This window comes from Shewanella violacea DSS12, assembly GCF_000091325.1.
Lineage (GTDB): Bacteria > Pseudomonadota > Gammaproteobacteria > Enterobacterales > Shewanellaceae > Shewanella > Shewanella violacea.
In genome coordinates this window covers 2412693-2433158 of sequence record NC_014012.1, presented here as the reverse complement: position 1 = coordinate 2433158, position 20466 = coordinate 2412693, and the positions used below count along the sequence as shown (strand labels likewise).

The window sequence follows — 20466 nt, the reverse complement described above, 5'->3', positions numbered from 1 at the left end:
AAAACGAAAAATGGTGACATGTGAAGTTGATCAAACCTGCACTGAATGCTCAAGCCAGTCGACATTTCAACTATCAAGATTTAATCGAGTGTAGTGATACCGCTAGACTTGGTAAAGTGATTAACATTCCGCTTCAAGATCAAACCTTCGACGCACTGCAACAATTAGCCGTTCATCTGCTTGACCCTATTGTGGATCGCTTCGGCCCTATCACCCTCACCTATGGCTTTTGCTCACCGCAGCTATCACGGGCGATTACACACAATGATAATCCCCACATTGCGCCCAATATTGATCAACATGCTTGCCATGAGCTAAACAGCAAGGGTAAATTGATATGCACACGCTTGGGGGCTGCGGTCGACTTTGAGGTGGATTCTATGGCTGACAAAATGGCTGAAGTCATAGTTTGGATAGCAGAACACCTAGAATTTGATCGTATCTACTATTATGGCAAGTCACGGCCGCTACATATCAGTTATGGACCTGAGATGAATCAATTCGTACAGTTGATGAATACCGATCAAATTTCTGGGCGCAGGACGCCTGGAAACAGAGCATCAGGAAACGATGCTATTACCATGCTTAGACGGCTGCACTACTGAGGTTGTACAGATGAGTCATGACCCAAAAGGTAAACACCTCGAACAATCTATAGCCAATTTGGCCAGTAGAGAAGATATCGAAAGTAGCAAACGGTTAACCAGTAAAGCAACCATGAGCAAACTTGGAATATCGGGTTGTGATTTGATGCATAAACGAATGAGCGGTGAGTTAGTCTTTAAAAAGAAAGGTAATAGCTACCTATATCTGTTGGATACTCCGTCTGACTAACTGCTAATGATTAATCATTAAGGGAAAACATGGATGCACTGCAGTTTACTCACCTAATTCGTGACATCCCCTTAGGGAAAAAATTACCAGACGCCGTTTATCTACATAAAGATAGCTTCAGTGAGATAGAAGCGTCGCTTACTCAGTTTATCCACGCAGTCGCTAAAGCACTAAAAGTTGAGACTCAAGACTGGCACATAGTTAAGTTATCCCGTAATGAGTTCAGATTATCCTTACTCTCTTATCCCTCCTTCTTCACCGAAGCTTATCCATCGCTCACACAGAGTGTCACCGTAGATCTCAATAAATTAAGCCATCGCATTGTCGATTATAAAAATAGCGATAATCCGCCTATTCTGCATCGCAAAGAAACCATGCTGCCCACACACCACACTAGCTATGAAGAGTTTGAATGCATTACCCAAGAGGGAGAAAATGCGGGGCTCTACGATAACAGTCGTATGATAGGCTTTAAGCAGTCTTGGTTAAGAGTGATAGAGCGGCACGGGTATACGCTGCTCGATGGCAGGTTATTTCGCAGTTCAGCCCTCACGTCGCCAAATAATAGTGAACAAGCATCATCAATTGATCGTCATAAAACAGCAATTGTGCGTCATGAGCTATCGGCACCAATGAAACAGCTGGCCAAGCAAGGTTATCTTAATGGTGACTATACAATTTTTGATTATGGCTGCGGCCGCGGTGATGACTTAACCGAGTTACAAGCACACGGGCTCGATGCCATCGGCTGGGATCCAAACTTTAGGCCCGAAGACGATAAACTTACCTCAGATCTGGTGAATATTGGCTTCGTGATCAATGTGATTGAAGATCAGGTTGAAAGAAGTGAAGCTCTAATAGGCGCGTGGCTACTGACTCAAAAGCTGCTGGTGGTATCTGCCATGTTAGCCAATGACAAATACATCAGCCAGTTCACGCCGTATAAAGACGGCGTCATCACCTCCCGTAACACCTTTCAAAAGTACTATGCACAGGCTGAGCTCAAAGGATATATAGAACGCACCCTGGATGAGAATGCTATCGCCATCGCACCTGGTATTTATTATGTCTTTAAAGACAAGATTGAAGAGCAGCGCTTTCTCTCTGGGCGATTCAAGCGCCACCATGCCTGGAAACAAATCACAGCACCGACTCCCACGAGTGAAGAGCAAGCTAGATTACTGTTTACCCGCCATCATGAGTTACTCAATCGATTTTGGGATCGGTGTTTACAACTAGGTCGGCTGCCGGTACAGGAAGAATTTTCTGAGATAGCAGATATAAATTCAGCCCTTGGTAATGCCAAGAAGGCGCTCAAGTTACTACTCCAAGTTCAGGGTGAACAGGCTACTAGCGAATTTGAAGCTGCGATTGAGATGCGGCGAGAAGATCTACTGGTGTACTTCGCTTTATGTCAGTTTGAGCAGCACAAAGGCTACCAACATCTACCCGAAGAGCAGAAACGTGACATCAAGGTGTTCTTCGACACTTATAGAGTGGCACTGGCCGAATCAAAAACTTTGCTTTACCGTATCGCCAATACTGAAGAGATTGAAGCTGCCTGTAGTCAAGCACATGAATCGCTACCAGCCAGCAAGCTAAACCTAGGCCACTCACTAGAGCTTCACAAAAAATTCCTGCCTTATCTACCGGCACTATTACGGGTATACGTAGGCGCCGCGGCGCAGCTCTACGGTGAGCTAGATGAAATAGATGTAGTAAAAATCCATATCACCTCAGGCAAAGTCAGCTTTATGGGATACGATGACTTTGATACCAGCCCCCTGCCCACCTTACGTGAGCGTATTAAGGTCAAGATGTGGCAGTTGGATGTGGATTTTTTTGACTATGTAGAAAAAGACAACCGACCACCACTGATATATAAGAGCCAGTTTCAGGATGAAACATTCGAAGACTTCAACAAACAAATTTCATTTGATAAACGATTGAAGAAAGAGGATATTTTTGAAGACAATAAAAGGCCCTGTAACTTGAATGCTGTCACATCAAGTTTGAAGCCAAAAGGCCTTGAAATTCGGGGCTATCGCTTTTATAAACTAACCTGACTACTTATTAAACTGAAGACACAGATTCTACTTTTCCTCCGTGCATTGCATGTCATAATCTACTAGAATAGCCACCTCCCCCGTTATACCTATAACGTCTTACACTAGATTTGACGTGATACGTTGACGTACTAAACTTTAATTAACGTCATGTTTCACGTTAGGAGTTCCCATGAGAAGCGCACAAGATGGTTATTGTTTTTCATTTCCAGCAGTGAGGGGGATTCAAGCTGGAAAGCCTTTCTACATAGCGACTTGTCCCTTAAGCACTATTCCTAAAATCTTCGTGTTTGACGAAGAAGAAGTGCCTCCAGAGCTAAGGGCTCAGCGTACGTTAAATAAATCACGTATCCCAGAGATGGTACGTTATCTTGTAGACAATCCCAAAGGCTATGTTTTTTCAGCCTTAACAGTTTCAGTGGCTTCAACAGTCACCTTCGAAGAAAGTGATCATCTGGATACACCTAACTTAGGTACATTAAAAATACCAATGGATGCTCAAATCCTTATCAATGACGGTCAGCACAGACGTGCCGCAATCGAAGCCGCAATAAAAGAGCAACCTGAATTAGCCCATGACAACATACCTGTGTTGTTTTTTGTCGATGAAGGTCTTGAGCGAAGCCAGCAGATGTTTGCCGACCTGAACAAATATGCGGTTAAACCCAGCCCTTCCTTAGGTGCGCTGTACGATCACAGAGACGAGAGTGCCGAGCTTGCAAGGCATTTAGCAAAAACCATTAAACCTTTTAACGGTTTTACTGAGATGGAGAAATCAAGCATCAGCTCTAAGAGCGGTAAACTCTTCACCCTGAGTAGCTTGAAGCAAGCAAACCGAGCACTGCTGGGTAAAGGCATGAAAGACAGTTTCACTGATGAAGAGAAGCAATTAGCTTCTGAATATTGGCAAGCGGTGTTTGCAGCGACTCCAGAATGGCAAATGGTAATAAAAAAAGAGTTATCCCCTTCCCAATTTAGGCAAGAATATATCCATGCACATGGTGTTGGATTGCATGCATTGGGCTCATTGGGTTGTTCATTAATTACAGCACAACCTAATGAATGGAAAGAAACAATTAAGCAATTAAAAAATGTCGATTGGAGAAAATCCAATCCTGTATGGGCCCACCGAAGCATGCTACATGGCAAGTTAAGTAAAGCGTCTACCAACATCATGTTGACCACCAACGCACTTAAGCAAACTTTGTCACTTTCATTAACTCCGGAAGAGCGAGCCCTAGAAAACCAACATATACCAAGTAGTGAGGCATCTAATGGCTGATTTATTCCAAGCCGATGCGCTAGACGATGAGCAGTTAGAATATATTCAAAAAGAATTCTTTGCCGGCTTCAAGCGATATAAAAATAGTGACACTTTACCTGTAGAGTTAGATAAATATAACAAGCTTGATGATTCATTAAAGCATCAAGTCAGTATGAATTTATGTCGTGACTTATTGCGCGAGCAAAAAAGCAATGAAGGCTTTTTACTTCAACATTTTATTGATGATGTTCAAAGTGTTTATTGTTCCGACAATCGCCCTTGGGTTATTGGCTATAGCGGCGGTAAAGACTCAACGGCCGTTGTTACACTCATTTATTTAGCATTATTGTCACTCGATAAGGCTAAACGTACCAAACCTGTTTATGTCGTAGCATCAGATACCTTAGTGGAAACACCACTGGTAGTGGATCACGTCAACAAGTCACTAGAGACTATTGGTAACCATGCTAAGCGTGATGGTTTACCTTTGACTACTCACAAGGTATTACCTAAGCCTCATCAAACATTCTGGTCTTGCTTATTGGGCAAAGGCTACCCTGCCCCGACCCAAAGTTTCCGTTGGTGTACCGAGCGGATGAAAATCGATCCAGTGAGTGATTTTATTAAAGAGAAAGTCTCACAACATGATGAAGTCATAGTGATTCTTGGTTCACGTAGTCAAGAAAGTGCTTCTCGTGCTCAGGTTATTGCAAAACATAAAATTGAAAATACCCGACTCGCTCGTCATACCACACTAGCAAATGCCTTTATTTATACCCCTATCGATACTTGGAGTATGGATGATGTGTGGAAACTCATTCGTGCCTGTAGCTTAGAGGTGACAATCTCCCCTATGGGCATAGGTAAAAAATGGTCAAATGAGTATGACCTTGAATGGGAAAATCCTTGGGGCGGTAAAAACCTCACTCTTTGGAACCTGTATAAAGACTCATCTGATCAAGGTGAGTGCCCTATGGTCATCGATGACAGCACACCATCATGTGGTAACTCACGATTTGGCTGTTGGACCTGTACAGTTGTCACTAAAGATCGTGCCATGGAAAGCCTGATTAAAAATGGCGAAGAGTGGATGCAACCTCTACTCACCTTCCGAAATAAGCTTGCTGAAACGAATGTACCAGCGAATAAAGATATTTATCGCAACTTCAAACGCCGTGTAGGTAAAGTTAATTATCAACGTGTTAAAGAGGGTCAAGAGTTATCATCTGAGCGCGCACATGTGCCAGGACCTTATTGGCTTAAGTGCCGTAAAGAGTGGCTCACTGAGTTATTGGTACAACAAAGAGAATTTAATAAAAACGGTTATTCTGTCACCTTAGTCACTGAGCCCGAGCTTCATGCTATTCGTCAAGAATGGCTCAACGATCCTAATGAGCCGGATTGGGCCGATACACTGCCAAAGATTTATCGTGAAGTATTCGGTACCGATCTTAACTGGGTGATTAATGACAACTCTAGTTTCGGCGAACTTGAAGCACAAATACTGCAAGATTTAAGTGAACAATATGCGGTAGAGCCTGAGATGGTACAGAAACTTCTCGATCTGGAGCTTTCCCTCGAAGGTTTAAGCCGACGCACCGGAGTGTTCGATAAGCTAGGTACCTTACTTAGGCAGGATTGGGGTTCTTTGGAGGAAATTAAACAGCGACATGCTCAACTACAGAGTAAGTCAGACTTTGATATCCATAAAGATCAAATCGAAAAGTACGAGACTGAAATCCTGGCGCTAGACAAGCAAGCTAAGGTGGACTTTTAAAATGATAATCAAAAGCCTTGTGATCAATAATTTCAGAGTATTTCGTGGCGTACACGAAATAGACCTGGCACCACGTATAAACCGTAAACATCAAACGACCCCATCGCCCATCATTTTATTTGGTGGATTGAATGGTTCGGGTAAGACCTCTATCCTAACAGCAGTACGCGTAGCGCTTTATGGTCGTGCTGCTTTCGGTCGAGGCATGAGCTCTGCTCAATATCAGGAGCAACTCGATGCGCTGATCCATAACGGCGTAGGCATCAGTGTAGATAAAACTTCAATTCAGCTCATCTTTACCCATAGCCATAATGGCATTGAAAGTGAGTACAGTGTCACTCGCGGTTGGAAACGCGGCCAAAAAGATAAACTGGTACTTGAACAAGATAATTCCGAGCTTAGCAGCATGAGTTACGATCAATGCCAAAGTTTCCTCAACGAATTAATACCACCAGGTATTTCGGACCTATTCTTCTTCGATGGCGAAAAGATTGCCGATCTTGCAGAAGATGAATCTGGTGAAGTCTTACAAACGGCAGTACGTCGTTTATTAGGAATCGATGTTGCTGAGCGGTTACGTAGTGACTTAGCTATTTATCTAAGACGCCATGACGCGGCTGCTATGCCTGATAACATCAAAGCTCAAATTGAAAAACTGGAATCAGAAAGAACATCAGCGGAACACGCTGGGGTCGAATTAGCGAATAAGTCATCACTTTGCTTGGCCAAGATTGACCTTATCACTAAAGATATCGAAAAAACTGAACAAGAACTTTCTTCACGAGGTGGTGCTTGGGCACAAAGTCGTGAGCAAGAAAAATCTAAACAGTTTGAGTTAGATGCAGAACGAAAAGAACTTGAGCGAGCATTAAGAACTGAAATCGAAGGTGACCTACCCTTCGCGCTTGCACCTAATGCGATGAAAAACTTGCTAAGTCAGTTGGAAGCAGAGAAGAAAGCTAAACAAGCAGATAGCTTTAATACTGAATTAAATGGCTTTCTGGTTGAGCTTGAAAAAAAGTTATCATTCACACTTTCTAACTCCTTTGTCGCACTGGAGCAAATCAAAGAATGTTTAACTGAGAGAGAAGCTGAGCAAGTTAAAACAGATATTTTACTGGATTTATCGGACAGAGAATATGACCAGCTAAAAGCCCAGGTGAGCAACCAAGCCCCTTCTTCACGCAAGCGTTTTGACCTTGTACGTAAGCGCTTAACAATAGTCGAAGAGCAAGTGGCAGCGATCTCAGTCAATATTGCTCGAGCACCAGAACAAGAACAACTTGAAATTCAATTAGAAGCGCTTAAAGTGCTCAATAGTCATCGCACAGCGGCTATTGTCGAACACAGAGATAACACTGAAGCTGCAAAGAAAAAATACCGTGAAGCCATAGATTATGCCCGTAAGGTTCAAAAGCTACACGATAAACATAAAGTCGCTTCAACAGCAGAAGCTTCACTCACCAACGCACAAAATACCCATGCACTGCTTGCTGAGTTTAGTGAGCAACTTACCGCGGTACGAGTAAAACAACTGGAAACTGAATTCATCAAGAGCTATCGGAAACTCGCACGTAAGGAAGACCTGCAACTTTCTGCACGTATCAACACAAAGACATTTGATGTTGAATTGATCGATGAAAACAAGCACGTAATTAGCCGTAAAGGCTTATCTGCTGGTGAAAAACAAATATATGCCATCTCAATTCTAGAAGCGCTCGGAAAAACATCGGGTAAGAAACTACCTATTATTATCGATACACCACTTGGTCGCCTAGATTCTAAGCACAGAAACAAACTAATAGAGCACTACTTCCCAGAAGCTAGCCATCAGGTAATTATCTTGTCTACAGATACCGAGATCGATGAATCATATTTTAGTAGTGATTATCTAAAAGATGATATTTCTCATGCCTACGAGATAAAATTCGATGGAGTTACAAAATCGTCGGTATTACGTGAAGGATATTTCTGGGAACGTAACATTCAACAAAATAAAGTAGTAGGAGCTAACTAATGCTACCTAATCGCATGAATCTAACCAAACAAACTGAAGAGCATCTAAAAAAGCTAAAACAGTACACGGGGATTGCCCCAAACGTGTCATCTCGAATTGCATTTTTTAGGTCAATTGAATCTGGTTTCACCTACCTACCTGCAGAACCTATAGAGACTGAACGCAAGTTAGATGGCAATTTAGTATTAGATAAAATCACCTGGATGGGTGACACGCAGTTGGTGAGTGAACAGCTACTTAAACTTAAATACCCAGGTTTAGAAGGTCGCCCATTGATGTCAGCCTGGGCTGCGCATGTAGAAGATGGCATAGCAGCTATAAGAAACCATCGAAAAATCAATGACCTTTCAGAAGCTATTGCAACAAAATAGCTATCTTGATAATCTGACAGAAATAATATTGATTTCTGTCAGAGTTTTACTGCGAATATTTTGCTGAAAAAGATTGGTAATATCATCCGTTAAATGATCACCGTCCAAATCTTGTATTTGTTGCTGAATAGACTCTTTACAATTTGCTCTATCAATCACCTCATCTAAATATTCCAGCCCTCCGCAGGCGTATTCTTCAAATATATTTAGAGCATCCTCCAATGACTCTCTACGTAAGATATTGACATCTTCCGTCTCAGCAAGAGCTATACAGTTGATCAAAGGGATATCAACGTCCTCAGTAAAAATATGCAGTAGTATTTTTTCACTGCTATCTGAAAACTCGACTCTTTTCTATTGCCTAAAACCTACCATAGCTGAAAAATTAAAACCGACTTAAAGCTAACAAACACTCCTTCATCTTTAAGTACAGCAAGCGGGTCATCATATTGCTATGGCCGCCTAACACCGCACGGTAATCTTTACTAATCATATAACTCTCTCTAACCGCAGGGTTCTTGCTCGAGTTCATAGGCCACGATGTTACTTAAGCCGTCGATTGATTTACGCATATCAGTGATCCCACAGAGCAAAGTGACATCAAGCCGAGTGCTGTTGCCAAACATATCGTTCTCCCATTATTCAGAAAAACAATGATGATTTATAAGCCGTTAAATATGAAGGTGGGGATTACCAGACGCTTACCTCGATTCTAGGTACAGAGACAAACTAATAGAGCACTACTTCCCAGAAGCTAGCTATCAGGTGATTATCCTCTCAACTGGATACAGAGATTGATGAGTTAGTTAGCACTAGAAGTCTAGTGACTATCTAAAAGATGATATTTCTCATGCCTACGAGATAAAATTCGATGGCGTTACAAAATCCTCGGTATTACATGAAGGATATTTCTGGGAACGTAACATTCAAAAAAATAAAATCGTAAGAGCTCACTAATACTAGCTAATCGAATGAATCTAATCAAACAAATTGAAGAGAATATAAAAAACTAAAACCGTACACGGGTATAGCCCCAAAAGTGTCTTCATTTATAGCTTTCTTCCGCTCAATAAAATAAAGTTTTACTTACGTACCTGTCGATACTATTGAAACGGAACTAAAATTAGATGATAGTTTAGTGTTAGATAAGGATGATACACTGTTAGTATCTGACAGCTACTGAGGTATAAGTACCCTGTTCTAGAAGGCTGTTCATTCATGCCAGCTTGGGTTACAAATATAGAAGGTGGCATTCAGTTTTGAGAAATCCATATTGGATTTTAATAGTCATATTTACTTTCCAACTTCACCCTAATTAATGTCGCCTTATAATAAATAAGACGACATTTAACTTCACCCTACTAATATTATACAATAAAATTAAAAACCTCATTTCCTTTTGAAAACTGTAGATATCCTTTCATATCTTTACCATTGTAGAATTCAAGATTAATTCTTTCTTTTAGTTTAGGATCTAGGTCATATGTTATTCCGTTAGAATTAACAAAATAATTTTCATTTTTCTTTTCAATTTTTACAGTCAAATTTTCGTGTAAGTTTTCCAATACATGTACAAACTTATCAATTTTATCTCGGTTACCCTGAATCCATAAAGAAATAGCATTAACTTTCAATATTTCACTATTTGTAAAATTTAGCCTTGCACTTAACTCTTCGAACCAATCATGGTGATTCTCTTCTAAGGAAACAATTTCTCTTTTAATATTATCTTTAGATGAATTCATTCTTTGGACAAAGCTATCTACATTACTCTTAACATAAGAAATTATTTCTTGTTCAGGTGCAACTATCTGATTTGCAGGTAAATATGCAATAGGTATCAAGAAACTATCCTCTTTTAACTTTCCTTTTTGATCGGCATCTAATAAGCATACTATTTTCATATTACTTGATTTGTAATGCATAGCAACTTGTAAAACATGCGATTCACCTTGTAATTGATCTATATAAAACTCTTGTAAAAGGCTTGAATTGGTTTCATTTAATATAGTTTGTATGACTAGTTTTGCAAACTCATCTTCGACTAAATAAACACCTTTTTTTGAAGGTTCTAAACCTAAAGCTGCTAGATATTTACTTTTGTCTTTCTCTGATGTCAGGCAAATTTTATCTTCATTATTTCTTTTAACAATTAAACAAGATGTTACATTTTGTTTTCTTAAAATATGATCTGAATGTGTGGATAAAAATACATGAAGCTTCTTTCTATCGATTATACAGGCTATGAAGTCCATTAAATACTCTTGTGATTTTGAGCACAAGAAAGCTTCAGGCTCTTCTAACATCAAAATTGAGTTAGTTTTAACCGTTATCATACTCCATACTAGATACAAAATCTTATGCTCGCCTTGCCCCATCTCAAGTGACCCATACTTTATTCCTCTTTTATAAACCTGAAAATATGGCAATATACGGTCTTTTTCCAACACACCTTCGATTTCAATTACGGTTATTTTTTCGATGTCATTTGATAGTATTTTTTTTATATAGCCTAAGTATTCATCGAGAATAGGACTTTCATCACCATTTTCTATATAATCATCATTAAATGTTGAATCATTTATTATTTTATTTTTTATGATTATAGCATCATCTGCTGGCTCTAAATATAAGACATTATCAAAGGTAGTATAATTATTCCCGTAAAATTTATTTACTTTGTTAGATACTTCATTAATTGCAACATAACTATCTTCTACATTGTGAAAGGTATTTTCAGCTTCTATTCCTGTCAAGACAGAGTAGATAGATTTTAAAACTGTAGTTTTACCAGCACCATTTTTCCCGCAAATAGTTGTCAATGCACTATTAATATCAAGAGGGATTGTATCCATAATCCCATCTCCTTTGATAAATATTCTAGACACTTTAAGTTTAAAACCTTTACGCTCTTTAAGATGCCTCCAAAAGTTAGATACCTCTGCTTTCCTATCAAGCATTTTGATCTCCACTTTCAGCTAATCGCTCAACCGTGGCTTTTATGTCCAATTCATCACTATTTAAACTGATAATTATTTTTCCAAGTTCATTTAGCTGATAAGTTAACCCTGCATAGTCCATATTTTGAAGATAGTAATATAAAGAAATAGCCCAATCTCTAATTAATAAAGATCCTGTACTCATAACCCTTGAGCTAGCTCTTTCATTAAATAGAGAAAATATCGCATGAATCTTTTCTTTAGGGAATGGTATACCACTCCAACGTACAGAGTCATCGATATTGTTCTTAAAACGATACCTCATTGATTCAAACGTTATAAAACTTTCTTTAATTCGATTTTTATCAATTTTTTCTTTATCATTTATATATATTGAAGATATAAAAAACAACCAACTAAAGAGAGTTGCTTTAGTTATATGTATACTCAAATCACGCTCAATAAGCTCTTGCTTTACTTCTGATAATAACCTAAGTGTATATTCGATTGATTCAATTATTTTATCATCATAAGGTATTGCATTTCTGTATTGCTCATATAATTCTGAATCTGTAACTTTAGCCCGTATGTTACGCTTTTCTAAATAAGTTGATAGTTTTGCAAACAAATCATCATATGCCATTCTAGTGTTTGAAAATCCGATAAATGCAGTATCTAACCCAACATTATGCATAAGAACAGACAGACTTTTTATTTGTGTACGTGTCACACCGATCTGTGCATTCCTTTTTTCTGCCGCAGTTAAATTCAGGGACTGATTCAAACGATTAAACAATTCACCAGTTTCACCAGGCTCATAATCATACACTTCCAACATTCTAATTGAATAGAAATCAAGTTTTCTTTTAATTGGCTCTGGAAGCTGTTTATAGTAAAGTCCATTTAGTTCTTCAATGGATGAATCTATCGGCTCAAAGTCCCCTTTGATTTTGAATTCATTATTCATAAAATCATATACAGCTCTTAGTCTTTGCTGTCCATCTAATACTTCTAATGAATACTCTTCAGTACGAATCACATGTACGGGGGGAACCTGCCACCCCCTTAAAATCGAGTCAACTAATTTTTTTTGCTTAGGCGGAGACCAAACTGATCCTCGTTGAAAATCGGGTTGTAAATCAATTATACCCTGTGAAATTCTTGTGTGAATTGAATGTAAATCTGAATCTAAAATTTTTATTTTCACGTTCAAAATACCTTTCTTTATAATTAATATTTTTTTAATACCTAGTATGGTTTTAAAGTAGTGATGGCTTGAGTAGTCAGAATTATTCCTACACCATACTCTCACCCTTCTTTAGTTCTTTGGAAAAACGGGGGTACATTTTGTACATTAAATCATTAACTTAATTGATAATAAACTGCTTCCTAACTTGTCTAAAACCGGCCATTAAAGGCAACTAGTACGCTATTTAAACACTTCTTTCTGATGCCAGAACAAAAACTCTAAATTAGGCAGACAATTATCCTTCTTCGGTAAATTAATTAATTTATGTTCAAAATCAAAAAATAAACGCTGTACTTGCTCACCTCCATTTAGGCTATCTGATAGCTTCACTTTAAAGTCTTCTGTAATAGAAAATGCACCTTTATCAAACGCTTTATGATGCACTGCGCATAGCGTCAAGCCATTACTTACTTCACATGGGCCATTAAACTGTTTCCACTTAATGTGCGCAGCTTCTAATCCGACACTGACATCATCCATCCGAAGATCGAAACCACAAACGGCACACTGGTAATTATAGGCTCGCAATACCTCTTTTCTAAATCTGGGATCGCGCTTTTGAATTTGCTTGAAGTTGAACTCAAGACCGAGGTGTCTTGTAATATCTTCAACAACACTTTGAGGGAAACTATCTTGGAGAATTGACTCCAACAACTCTAAAGTAAAGTTTGAGTCTTGGGAGAGGATTTTAAAAGCTGCAGAATTGAAGCCGCCAGTAACTTGATGCTTGATCAGTTCACGCTTACTTGGGTCATTATTACTTTTACGTGGAAGGCAGGTTTCAGCATTATTGAGCGTCCATATATTGTCATTAGTTAATCGCCAAAATGGATACTCTGCATGATATATTGATCTAGTAGGACCGAACCTTCTCAGTAACTCAGTCACTTCTCTGTCAACCTCACTTTCATAATCGAAAAATTGGCCATGACCTTGGAGGTACTTTGAAAGTACATAGACCATCATTAACGGTTTATTTGGCGCTCGTTGATCACTTCTGGACCACCGCTTAACATTTAAGACTGCGCCCCTTAGCTCATTTGGAGTCATTTAGGCACCCTATGACACCAGATAGTCTGATATTGGGTGAAGTTAAGCTAGGAATAAACAAGCTTAAGAAGTATGCAGTGAAATCGCACTTACTAGCTTTAAAGAGGAGAGTTATTATTTTACAATAGAAGCTAAACACTCTTACGAAATCAGTGATGTCCTTGTTTTTGCAAATTAAATCCATTTAATTGACTCATAATTGTGTAGTTATATGATTATAAACATATTACATCTACAAATAATATGTGCTAGCTCAAAAAAACACCCCGAAGGGTGTTTTTTATCAATCAGTTAGCAAGTTTGTTAGCTAAGCAGCTCCCAAAAAGCTTTATCTTTGATCTTCTGCACTTTCTTATCACCATCAACATATAAGCTGTAGTGTTTATCTAGCTCACGAATGCTCTTCATCAGGTTATCTTGATCTGACTTATCGTCCTTATTGAAGATTGACTTGATGTCCTGGTTTTTAAGCTGAGACACGCGATGGACGATCCAACTTAATATATAAGTTGAGTAATCATTCTCGCTGGTCTTAAAATGAGTAATATCTTGGGTCGACAGAATCACACCAACACCATATTCGCGGCCCTCTTTAAGTACCTTGCGAAGACTGGGGAAGTTTTGCGACATGAAGTTATCGGCTTCATCTACAAGTAATAGCTTAGTGACCTGCCTAAAGTCCCCCTGCACTTCTGGTTTACCTTGCTTCTGCATCTGCGAATAAAACAAGTCCATAGTCAGAGCCACAACTAAGTTTTGGATCTCCGATGGGTAACCTGCAAGCTCAATAACTGTGATGCCATCGATCAGCTCATATAAACTGGTGCACTTCTCATGATTGTCTTCGAAGATCTCAAGCTCATATAAGCTTTCAAGCGCGGCATAAAGCGAATCTTCAGTCGGCTCAGTCTCTTCAAACAGTGCCCAGATATCAGTTATCGTTGGTGCAGGTTTACTCCAGGTGCATTGATCGCCCTTCTTGATTCCCGCCAATTCATATGCTTCACCAATAAGCTTACGTAGTTTCAGCTGCTGCTTTTGCCCTAAACCAAACGCCTTGCCCATGGTTTCAGAGAATCCACGGGCCGTATGCACCGGTAACATGGGGGTATCACCAAACAGACTAAGCGGATTGTATGGCAGTTTATGTAGATTGAACTTTTTACCATTAGTCGCCGTTAAAAACTTGTCATCGACATAGTCGGACTTGTAATCGAAAATTAGAATACCTATCGGCTTGCCATCGACATTGCGGTCTTGCTGACGATATAACTGAGTCACTACTGATTTAGTGCACTGTGTTTTACCTGTACCCATGGTGCCGATAATGCCCGAGTTCGTATTCATAAACTTGGCAGTATTAGTCGGCTCCCAATACACTTCGGTGTTATCGCGGACATCATGACCAATTAGGATTTTAATAGGTTCATCACTTTGCTCACGTTGAACAATCGGGCTCTGCCCAATAGGTTCGGAGGACTTGTTAAATTTACTGTTACTAGTACCTGTAGTATCTGGAATGACCTTTTCAAGCTCAACATGTTTATCAGCACTAATTTCACTTTCATCTATTTTGTCAGTCTTAAGAGCAGGCTTTACTACATGTCTCTCAGGAAACAAGTCATTTAGCTCTATCGCACGTCCTGAATCTCTTGGTATTTCGACACTTTCCTCGTGTAAACCGATCTCAATATCATCAACTTTCGTTGGGATTATTTTTCTAATTTCACTCGAATTCTCTGGTGTGAGCAGATACTTTTCAGGTATATGACAGAGTTGCTCAGGACGGACATCATTCATCAACTCACGCAGTGGTGTGCTGACGAGTCGCTTGAGGTAACTAATAGGCAGCTGAATTTTTAAGATGTCGTCGACTTCATTAAAATCTGCTTCAAAGAAGGTGTCGTTCTCAACATGAGACAACATGAAACCATCGGGATACTCAGCTAAATCAGAGATGCCGTAATCACCTTGTAACCACCACTCACGTTCTGCTAAGAATGCATCGAAATATGTGTCAGAATAGAGGTTATACAGCTCATACTTGTCTATCTGCATGAGAACCTGGCGGATAAATAAGCCACGGTACAACATACCAGCAAAGTCATTACGGCCAAGTATGTCTTCACACAGGTAACGCTTAAGCTCTTTAGCCTGCTGTACCCCTTTATTGTGAGTCTGTTTAATACCGGTTTTAACTTCTAGTGGCAGCACGTACATTTGCTTGTCTTTAAAACCAACAAACAGTACATCATCTGAAATATGACCAGACTTGTAGCCTTGGACATTACGTGAGAAGTCGCTGTCTGACATCTTAAGGCCAATATTGCCGGTCACACGTATCATCTCAGCGACCGATAACGGTACCCAGGTAATATCAGATTTAGACAATAAGCAGTTTACGAATTTGTACGCGCCTATAATGCCCTTCTTCTCTTTACGATCATTAGCATTGGCGGTGATCATCTTTAGCAGCCACTCGCCATTAAAGGCATTAAACTCTTCGGTTATCCCACCTTCATCTTGCTCGAGCACTTTCTTGTACAGGTCTGTTTGACGAGTAACAGTAATGGCATCGTAATTGGCCGAGTTGGTGTAATTATCCGAGTAATGAATTAACACCATATCTTTGGCATTGTCGAAAAAGTCTAAGGTAACCTTAGGATCGATAATGGTAGTCCAGATTGAGCTCTCATAGGAACGCTCTAATAAGGTTCTAAAGTTATCGCTGACAACCAGCGCCATCGATTTAGAATTACCCGTCGGCTCACTGGAAAGTAACGCAGGTTTGATTAACCCTCCCAACTTTTGAGCTATCTGCAGGTGTGGGTGGCCTGAAGTATCAACCTTATTTAGGCCAAATGCAGTGAAATAGCTGCCTTGTTTATTTGCAGCAGCTTCTCCCGCCAGCAGACCGTGGCAAACAACTCCACTGAGTTGCTTGTCGACATTCACGTCTCTTGGCACAACCTTGGTGTTATTTCTGAAGAAGCTCAGATGTGAGTAGGCTTGTTTGCCATCTATCTTGTCATTCTCAAACTTACTGTAGGTAAGCCTGGTACGTAGCAGGTCAATAATGGTGTCAGCTTGCTCACGAATGGCACCCTTGTCTAACTCATATAAGCTCTTGAGCTTATCGTAACTCGCTGTTTCGGCAAACCTGTCGAACTCACTATAAACCAACTTGTCGTCATATAAGTTGACGTGTATGTGGCACACCTTGTCTTTGTTTGCTTTAACAAAATCCACAAGGCCCATGAAAAGTTCATGGTTCAACTTATTGTTGACTGAGTTGATCAGAAGTGTCGCATTAGGTCCTGCGGTAAACAGTGCAGAGAAGGCATTTCTAAATTCACCTACCTTGTCTTTGACCAGTTTGCGCACATAAGAAAAACTGGTGTCTTGTTGTGGCACTAACTCAAGCCAGAAACAGTTGTCTTTCTCAAGCTGGCTGAATGCAAAACCATGAATAGGATCATAAACAAATGGCAACAATCCACGGACATTAAGCCTATCTATAGTCACCTTTGGCAGGGTCTTAAAACTCTGGCTGTCATCTTGAGTAACACGCTCTGCTAAAGCTAAGTAGTAAGCCATTACCAAGGGGTGGAACGGCGTGATATAACCTTGACCGTTAAATGTGGCAAAGCCCAGACTGATAAGTTGCTTCTGCTCGGGGGTGAGCAAAATATCATCACCAATAGCGCAAATAGCCTTATTGTATTGCTTAACGACCTCTCCGGCTAAAACCCGATACTCAGGGCCCCAACTACAAAGACTCGGTAGTGTGCGGTTTTGTACGTAGTAATCAAATAGCGCACGATAAGCAACATACAGAGAAGGATATGTCGCTTCTATATCTACTAAATACAAAGGAGCTTGTGATTTATCGCGCTCATCGACAATTTCAGCTTCCCACTGCAGTAAGGTTAAGCGCCTGCCCTTAGGTGAGACCTCTTTATTATCGAGTAACACTTTATTTTTTGAGCGATTAAAGCTGCCTAGATAGTTATCTTGATAGAGACGAGCAAATCTGTCTTTGTCTAATATGAGCGGAAGCGTTAGTGTATCAGTTGCTATGGCTCCCTCTACGTTAAAGGTTAAAGATGAGTCTTGTCCCTTAACGATAAAATGTAACTCGTCGGATTCATTAGCTATCTGCTCGAAGTCTATTTCACTAGTCGCTTGATTATCAAAAACTTGGCCTATTTCACCGAGCACGGCTTTACCGCCCTCTTGTCCACCATTAATGCCAATGACAAAACTGTTGTCTTCAGTTTGCAGCGTAATTCTGGAACCTTTTTTAGCCGATGATGAAGGCTCGATTAAAAAGTTATTCCTGAAGGCATCAATGTTGAAGTCGCCACTTCTAATGACTAAAACTTTAAACTTGTAACGTTCTGCGGTTTTTTCTCGCTTAAGGTTAAAAGTGAAAAACGTCGCTTTGTCCGGGTATAGCCCTGTTATGGTGACACGACTTCGCTTCCCACCAGAATTAACTGGGTTAGCAATTTCAATCAGGTCGGTTTTATTGTGCATAATGGAACACTGATAGCGTTCAATTTTCCCGCCAATAAAGGTTAACTCAAAACCAAAGTCTTGCTGATCATCCTCTAACACCAAGATAAGATGACGCTCTCTGCGGCCGGCTTTAGTTTCTACCTTGTTCTTGGCAATTAGCTCACCCTGCAAAATGGATTCGCTTTCGAGCTCTAACAGGTTTTTACGGTTATCATCTTGCTCTTGTTTACACGCACTGAATTCAAGTTCAGTTTTCCAGCGTTCTGTATCATCTCCACCGAAGTGCTTGGTGACAAACTTGGCACCGAAATCTTTTTCGGCTAGCTTTTCCTCTAATTCATTAGGGGAATGATGAGTAATACGCTCAAGCTCTTCGTAGAGACGCTTGTTCTCTTCTAAGCGTTTATTGATCTGCTCAGGTTTGCCGTCCCAAGTGAGAATCGCGGGGTCATTTAGTAAGCCAAGCTCGCTGAACTTTAGATCACCATCGAGTAACGCCTTGTAGAGGTCTTCAAAGCCAAACATGGTCGCGCCATCGTCGACAATCTGGTTAAACCTGTACTCGAGCAGACACTCAGAAACTTTTCGAGTCCCATTAAAATCATCAATCAGATCATGCATGGCGTGTTTTATCTGCTCAGGGTGCCAAATGCTAGTGGGTTGCGCGACATCCTCAGCAGAGTTAATCAAGGTATCTAACATACTGTTATGTATTACAAGCAGTGCACAACCTTCGAGCTCGCCAAACTGTCCAGCTACCTCGTCACGCAGATGTGAAATGAAGTTTTCTGTAAAGCCTGCACATTTACTCGAGTCTTCACTATGCAGTACAGGCAGTAATAGTACTTCACCACACTGTACTACAGGTAGCTTAGTGCCTTTAACATTTATGCTGCCATCAGATTTGGATACTATTGAGTTAAACAGTTTTAAGCTGTTATCCATATCAGGAGACTGAAACTGATATCTAAAACCTGCTTTTAGGGCTTGCTGCCCCCAATTTAGAAATTGTTCAGCTAGAAAATCGTTAAATTGTTTTAAAGACATATACTGCATCTCCACTGTCACTCATACGCTCAACATTGCCGATGCGTTCATAAAATGTGATTAGAGCCTGTTGACTCTGCTTGTCAAAAAACACCCCTCTGGATTCGAACGCTAAGATAAGCTCATGGAAACGTAGCTTTTCTTTTTCGCCCACTGCAAGGTTTGTCAACAAAAGAAGGTAATCTTGATTAAACACCATCACCCGCCCCGCACGACCTCGACTTTGAATAAAGTGAGAGCAAAGCTCTGACTCGGTCGATTTGACGTATTGTAAGTTGATGTCAGACCTGGATTCACCGCGACTAAATTGTGCAGCACTAAGCCTTAATAAGTTTTGGAGCTGATCTAGTGGGTCTTGTGAGTTTGATATGCTGGTATTGAGTTGTCTATTTGCTTTAAAGTCTGCAGCATAGCTTTCAAGTGCTTCAGCACAAGTTGGATGCTCTGCCAAGTTTTGTGCTAAAGCCCAAATAGGCATGATCTGATTTTTATTATCTTGCAAACTTTCGTTCATTGCCAGATATGGAAAGATACTCCAAAGTGCAGCAGAAAGCTGCTTATGACCATAACTCTTAACTAAAGTACGTTCATCACTGGCCTTTTCACTGTCCAAAATAAAGTAATGCAATTTTGGCTTAGGTTCACCCGAACGCCAGTCTTTTAAATTTAATGCGAGCTGTGCAGTATATAGATGCGCGTAAAGTCGAAGGAAATCTTTGAAAATTGAGAGTAAGTATTTAGGACGCTTGCTCAAAAACTTAAGATCTTGCTGAAAGTGGTTAGCCATAAATGGTAAGTATGGCGCTTCTTTACTGACTAAATCTCCCGTTGCTACGTCTTGACTTTTAAGGTGTAAGCTCAACACGTCATAGAGCTGCTGCTCGAGAAAGTTAAGTTGCGAATGTGGCTTATCTGTAAATACAAAGTCTTGTAATAAGCTGGCAAACATACTGCCGAGACGACCATCGCGTACGTGATTTTCAGATTTATTTGTTTTGAAAAGCAGAAATTCAGGAGTGATTTTGAACAGCTCATTTCCCTCGAAATACATTTTATCGATTATTGGCCAGAAGTCAGCTTCATCTAACTTACGTAAAAATACTTTTTGGCTGGCGTTTTTAAAATCTGCTAATTCAAACTGTTTTTTCTTTTTCCCGGTAGGATCTGCTGGGTCTTTAAACGGAATAAACTCTTTTCGATAAGAGTGTTTTACCACATGTCCTAGTGCACTATCCCATACAAAGATGTCATATCTGTCTTTGGTTCTGATAGGAAAGTAACTGTTTAGTGTATTATTTTTTACCTGTAACTCAGGTTTTAATAGCAACATA

General features: G+C 40.0%; 14 protein-coding genes. 7 read left to right on the top strand and 7 right to left on the bottom strand.

Annotated elements, in window-relative coordinates; translation table 11 throughout:
• Positions 1–20: 20 nt before the first annotated feature.
• The 7 genes from SVI_RS09910 (at position 21) to dndE (ending at position 8329) form a co-directional block, all read left to right on the top strand.
• Entirely contained in the window at positions 21–605 is a 585-nt protein-coding gene (locus SVI_RS09910; protein ID WP_013051388.1) for a hypothetical protein, read from the top strand.
• A gap of 10 nt (positions 606–615) precedes the next feature.
• On the top strand, positions 616–834 hold the full coding sequence (locus SVI_RS09905; protein ID WP_013051387.1) for a hypothetical protein: 219 nt from the start codon (positions 616–618) through the stop codon (positions 832–834).
• Positions 835–863: 29 nt separating this feature from the next.
• Complete coding sequence (locus tag SVI_RS09900) at positions 864–2900, top strand: DNA phosphorothioation-associated putative methyltransferase (RefSeq protein WP_013051386.1); 2037 nt, start codon at positions 864–866, stop codon at positions 2898–2900.
• A gap of 172 nt (positions 2901–3072) precedes the next feature.
• Positions 3073–4182 carry a DNA sulfur modification protein DndB gene (dndB, locus tag SVI_RS09895; RefSeq protein WP_013051385.1) on the top strand — a complete coding sequence of 370 codons (1110 nt, stop codon included), beginning with the start codon at positions 3073–3075 and terminating at the stop codon, positions 4180–4182.
• Complete coding sequence (locus SVI_RS09890) at positions 4175–5941, top strand: DNA phosphorothioation system sulfurtransferase DndC (protein ID WP_013051384.1); 1767 nt, start codon at positions 4175–4177, stop codon at positions 5939–5941. Before dndB ends, SVI_RS09890 begins: the two co-directional genes overlap by 8 nt.
• A 1-nt stretch (position 5942) precedes the next feature.
• The gene (dndD, locus tag SVI_RS09885) at positions 5943–7958 is read left to right on the top strand and encodes a DNA sulfur modification protein DndD (RefSeq protein ID WP_013051383.1); all 2016 of its coding nucleotides are present in this window, start codon (positions 5943–5945) and stop codon (positions 7956–7958) included.
• Entirely contained in the window at positions 7958–8329 is a 372-nt protein-coding gene (gene dndE, locus SVI_RS09880) for a DNA sulfur modification protein DndE (protein ID WP_013051382.1), read from the top strand. The genes dndD and dndE overlap by 1 nt, the downstream gene beginning before the upstream one ends.
• On the opposite strand, the gene SVI_RS09875 is transcribed toward dndE, so the two are convergent.
• The 7 genes from SVI_RS09875 to dptG all read right to left on the bottom strand — a co-directional run bounded on the left by SVI_RS09875 (position 8330) and on the right by dptG (position 20465).
• On the bottom strand, positions 8330–8611 hold the full coding sequence (locus tag SVI_RS09875; protein WP_041419851.1) for a hypothetical protein: 282 nt from the start codon (positions 8609–8611) through the stop codon (positions 8330–8332).
• Between the two features lie 221 nt (positions 8612–8832).
• A complete protein-coding gene (gene tnpB / locus SVI_RS21445) occupies positions 8833–8955 on the bottom strand; it encodes an IS66 family insertion sequence element accessory protein TnpB (protein WP_157608677.1) in 123 nt (40 codons plus the stop codon).
• 741 nt (positions 8956–9696) lie between these two features.
• On the bottom strand, positions 9697–11289 hold the full coding sequence (locus SVI_RS09870) for an ATP-dependent nuclease (protein WP_013051379.1): 1593 nt from the start codon (positions 11287–11289) through the stop codon (positions 9697–9699).
• Positions 11282–12475, bottom strand: coding sequence for a DUF262 domain-containing protein (locus tag SVI_RS09865; protein WP_013051378.1), 1194 nt, complete (start codon positions 12473–12475; stop codon positions 11282–11284). Before SVI_RS09865 ends, SVI_RS09870 begins: the two co-directional genes overlap by 8 nt.
• A gap of 222 nt (positions 12476–12697) precedes the next feature.
• The gene (locus SVI_RS09860; protein WP_013051377.1) at positions 12698–13567 is read right to left on the bottom strand and encodes a phosphorothioated DNA-binding restriction endonuclease; all 870 of its coding nucleotides are present in this window, start codon (positions 13565–13567) and stop codon (positions 12698–12700) included.
• 303 nt (positions 13568–13870) lie between these two features.
• Positions 13871–19135 (bottom strand): DNA phosphorothioation-dependent restriction protein DptH, encoded by a 5265-nt coding sequence (dptH, locus tag SVI_RS09855; protein WP_013051375.1) that lies wholly within the window; start codon positions 19133–19135, stop codon positions 13871–13873.
• Positions 19116–20465 carry a DNA phosphorothioation-dependent restriction protein DptG gene (gene dptG, locus SVI_RS09850; protein ID WP_013051374.1) on the bottom strand — a complete coding sequence of 450 codons (1350 nt, stop codon included), beginning with the start codon at positions 20463–20465 and terminating at the stop codon, positions 19116–19118. The genes dptH and dptG overlap by 20 nt, the downstream gene beginning before the upstream one ends.
• Position 20466: the final 1 nt, after the last annotated feature.

Coding starts and splice junctions, on each gene's coding strand:
- dndB (WP_013051385.1), top strand. CDS start 3,073: ATGAGAAGCGCACAAGATGGTTATTGTTTTTCATTTCCAGCAGTGAGG.
- SVI_RS09890 (WP_013051384.1), top strand. CDS start 4,175: ATGGCTGATTTATTCCAAGCCGATGCGCTAGACGATGAGCAGTTAGAA.
- SVI_RS09905 (WP_013051387.1), top strand. CDS start 616: ATGAGTCATGACCCAAAAGGTAAACACCTCGAACAATCTATAGCCAAT.
- SVI_RS09900 (WP_013051386.1), top strand. CDS start 864: ATGGATGCACTGCAGTTTACTCACCTAATTCGTGACATCCCCTTAGGG.
- tnpB (WP_157608677.1), bottom strand. CDS start 8,955: ATGTTTGGCAACAGCACTCGGCTTGATGTCACTTTGCTCTGTGGGATC.
- dptG (WP_013051374.1), bottom strand. CDS start 20,465: ATGTTGCTATTAAAACCTGAGTTACAGGTAAAAAATAATACACTAAAC.
- SVI_RS09870 (WP_013051379.1), bottom strand. CDS start 11,289: ATGCTTGATAGGAAAGCAGAGGTATCTAACTTTTGGAGGCATCTTAAA.
- dndE (WP_013051382.1), top strand. CDS start 7,958: ATGCTACCTAATCGCATGAATCTAACCAAACAAACTGAAGAGCATCTA.
- dndD (WP_013051383.1), top strand. CDS start 5,943: ATGATAATCAAAAGCCTTGTGATCAATAATTTCAGAGTATTTCGTGGC.
- SVI_RS09860 (WP_013051377.1), bottom strand. CDS start 13,567: ATGACTCCAAATGAGCTAAGGGGCGCAGTCTTAAATGTTAAGCGGTGG.
- dptH (WP_013051375.1), bottom strand. CDS start 19,135: ATGTCTTTAAAACAATTTAACGATTTTCTAGCTGAACAATTTCTAAAT.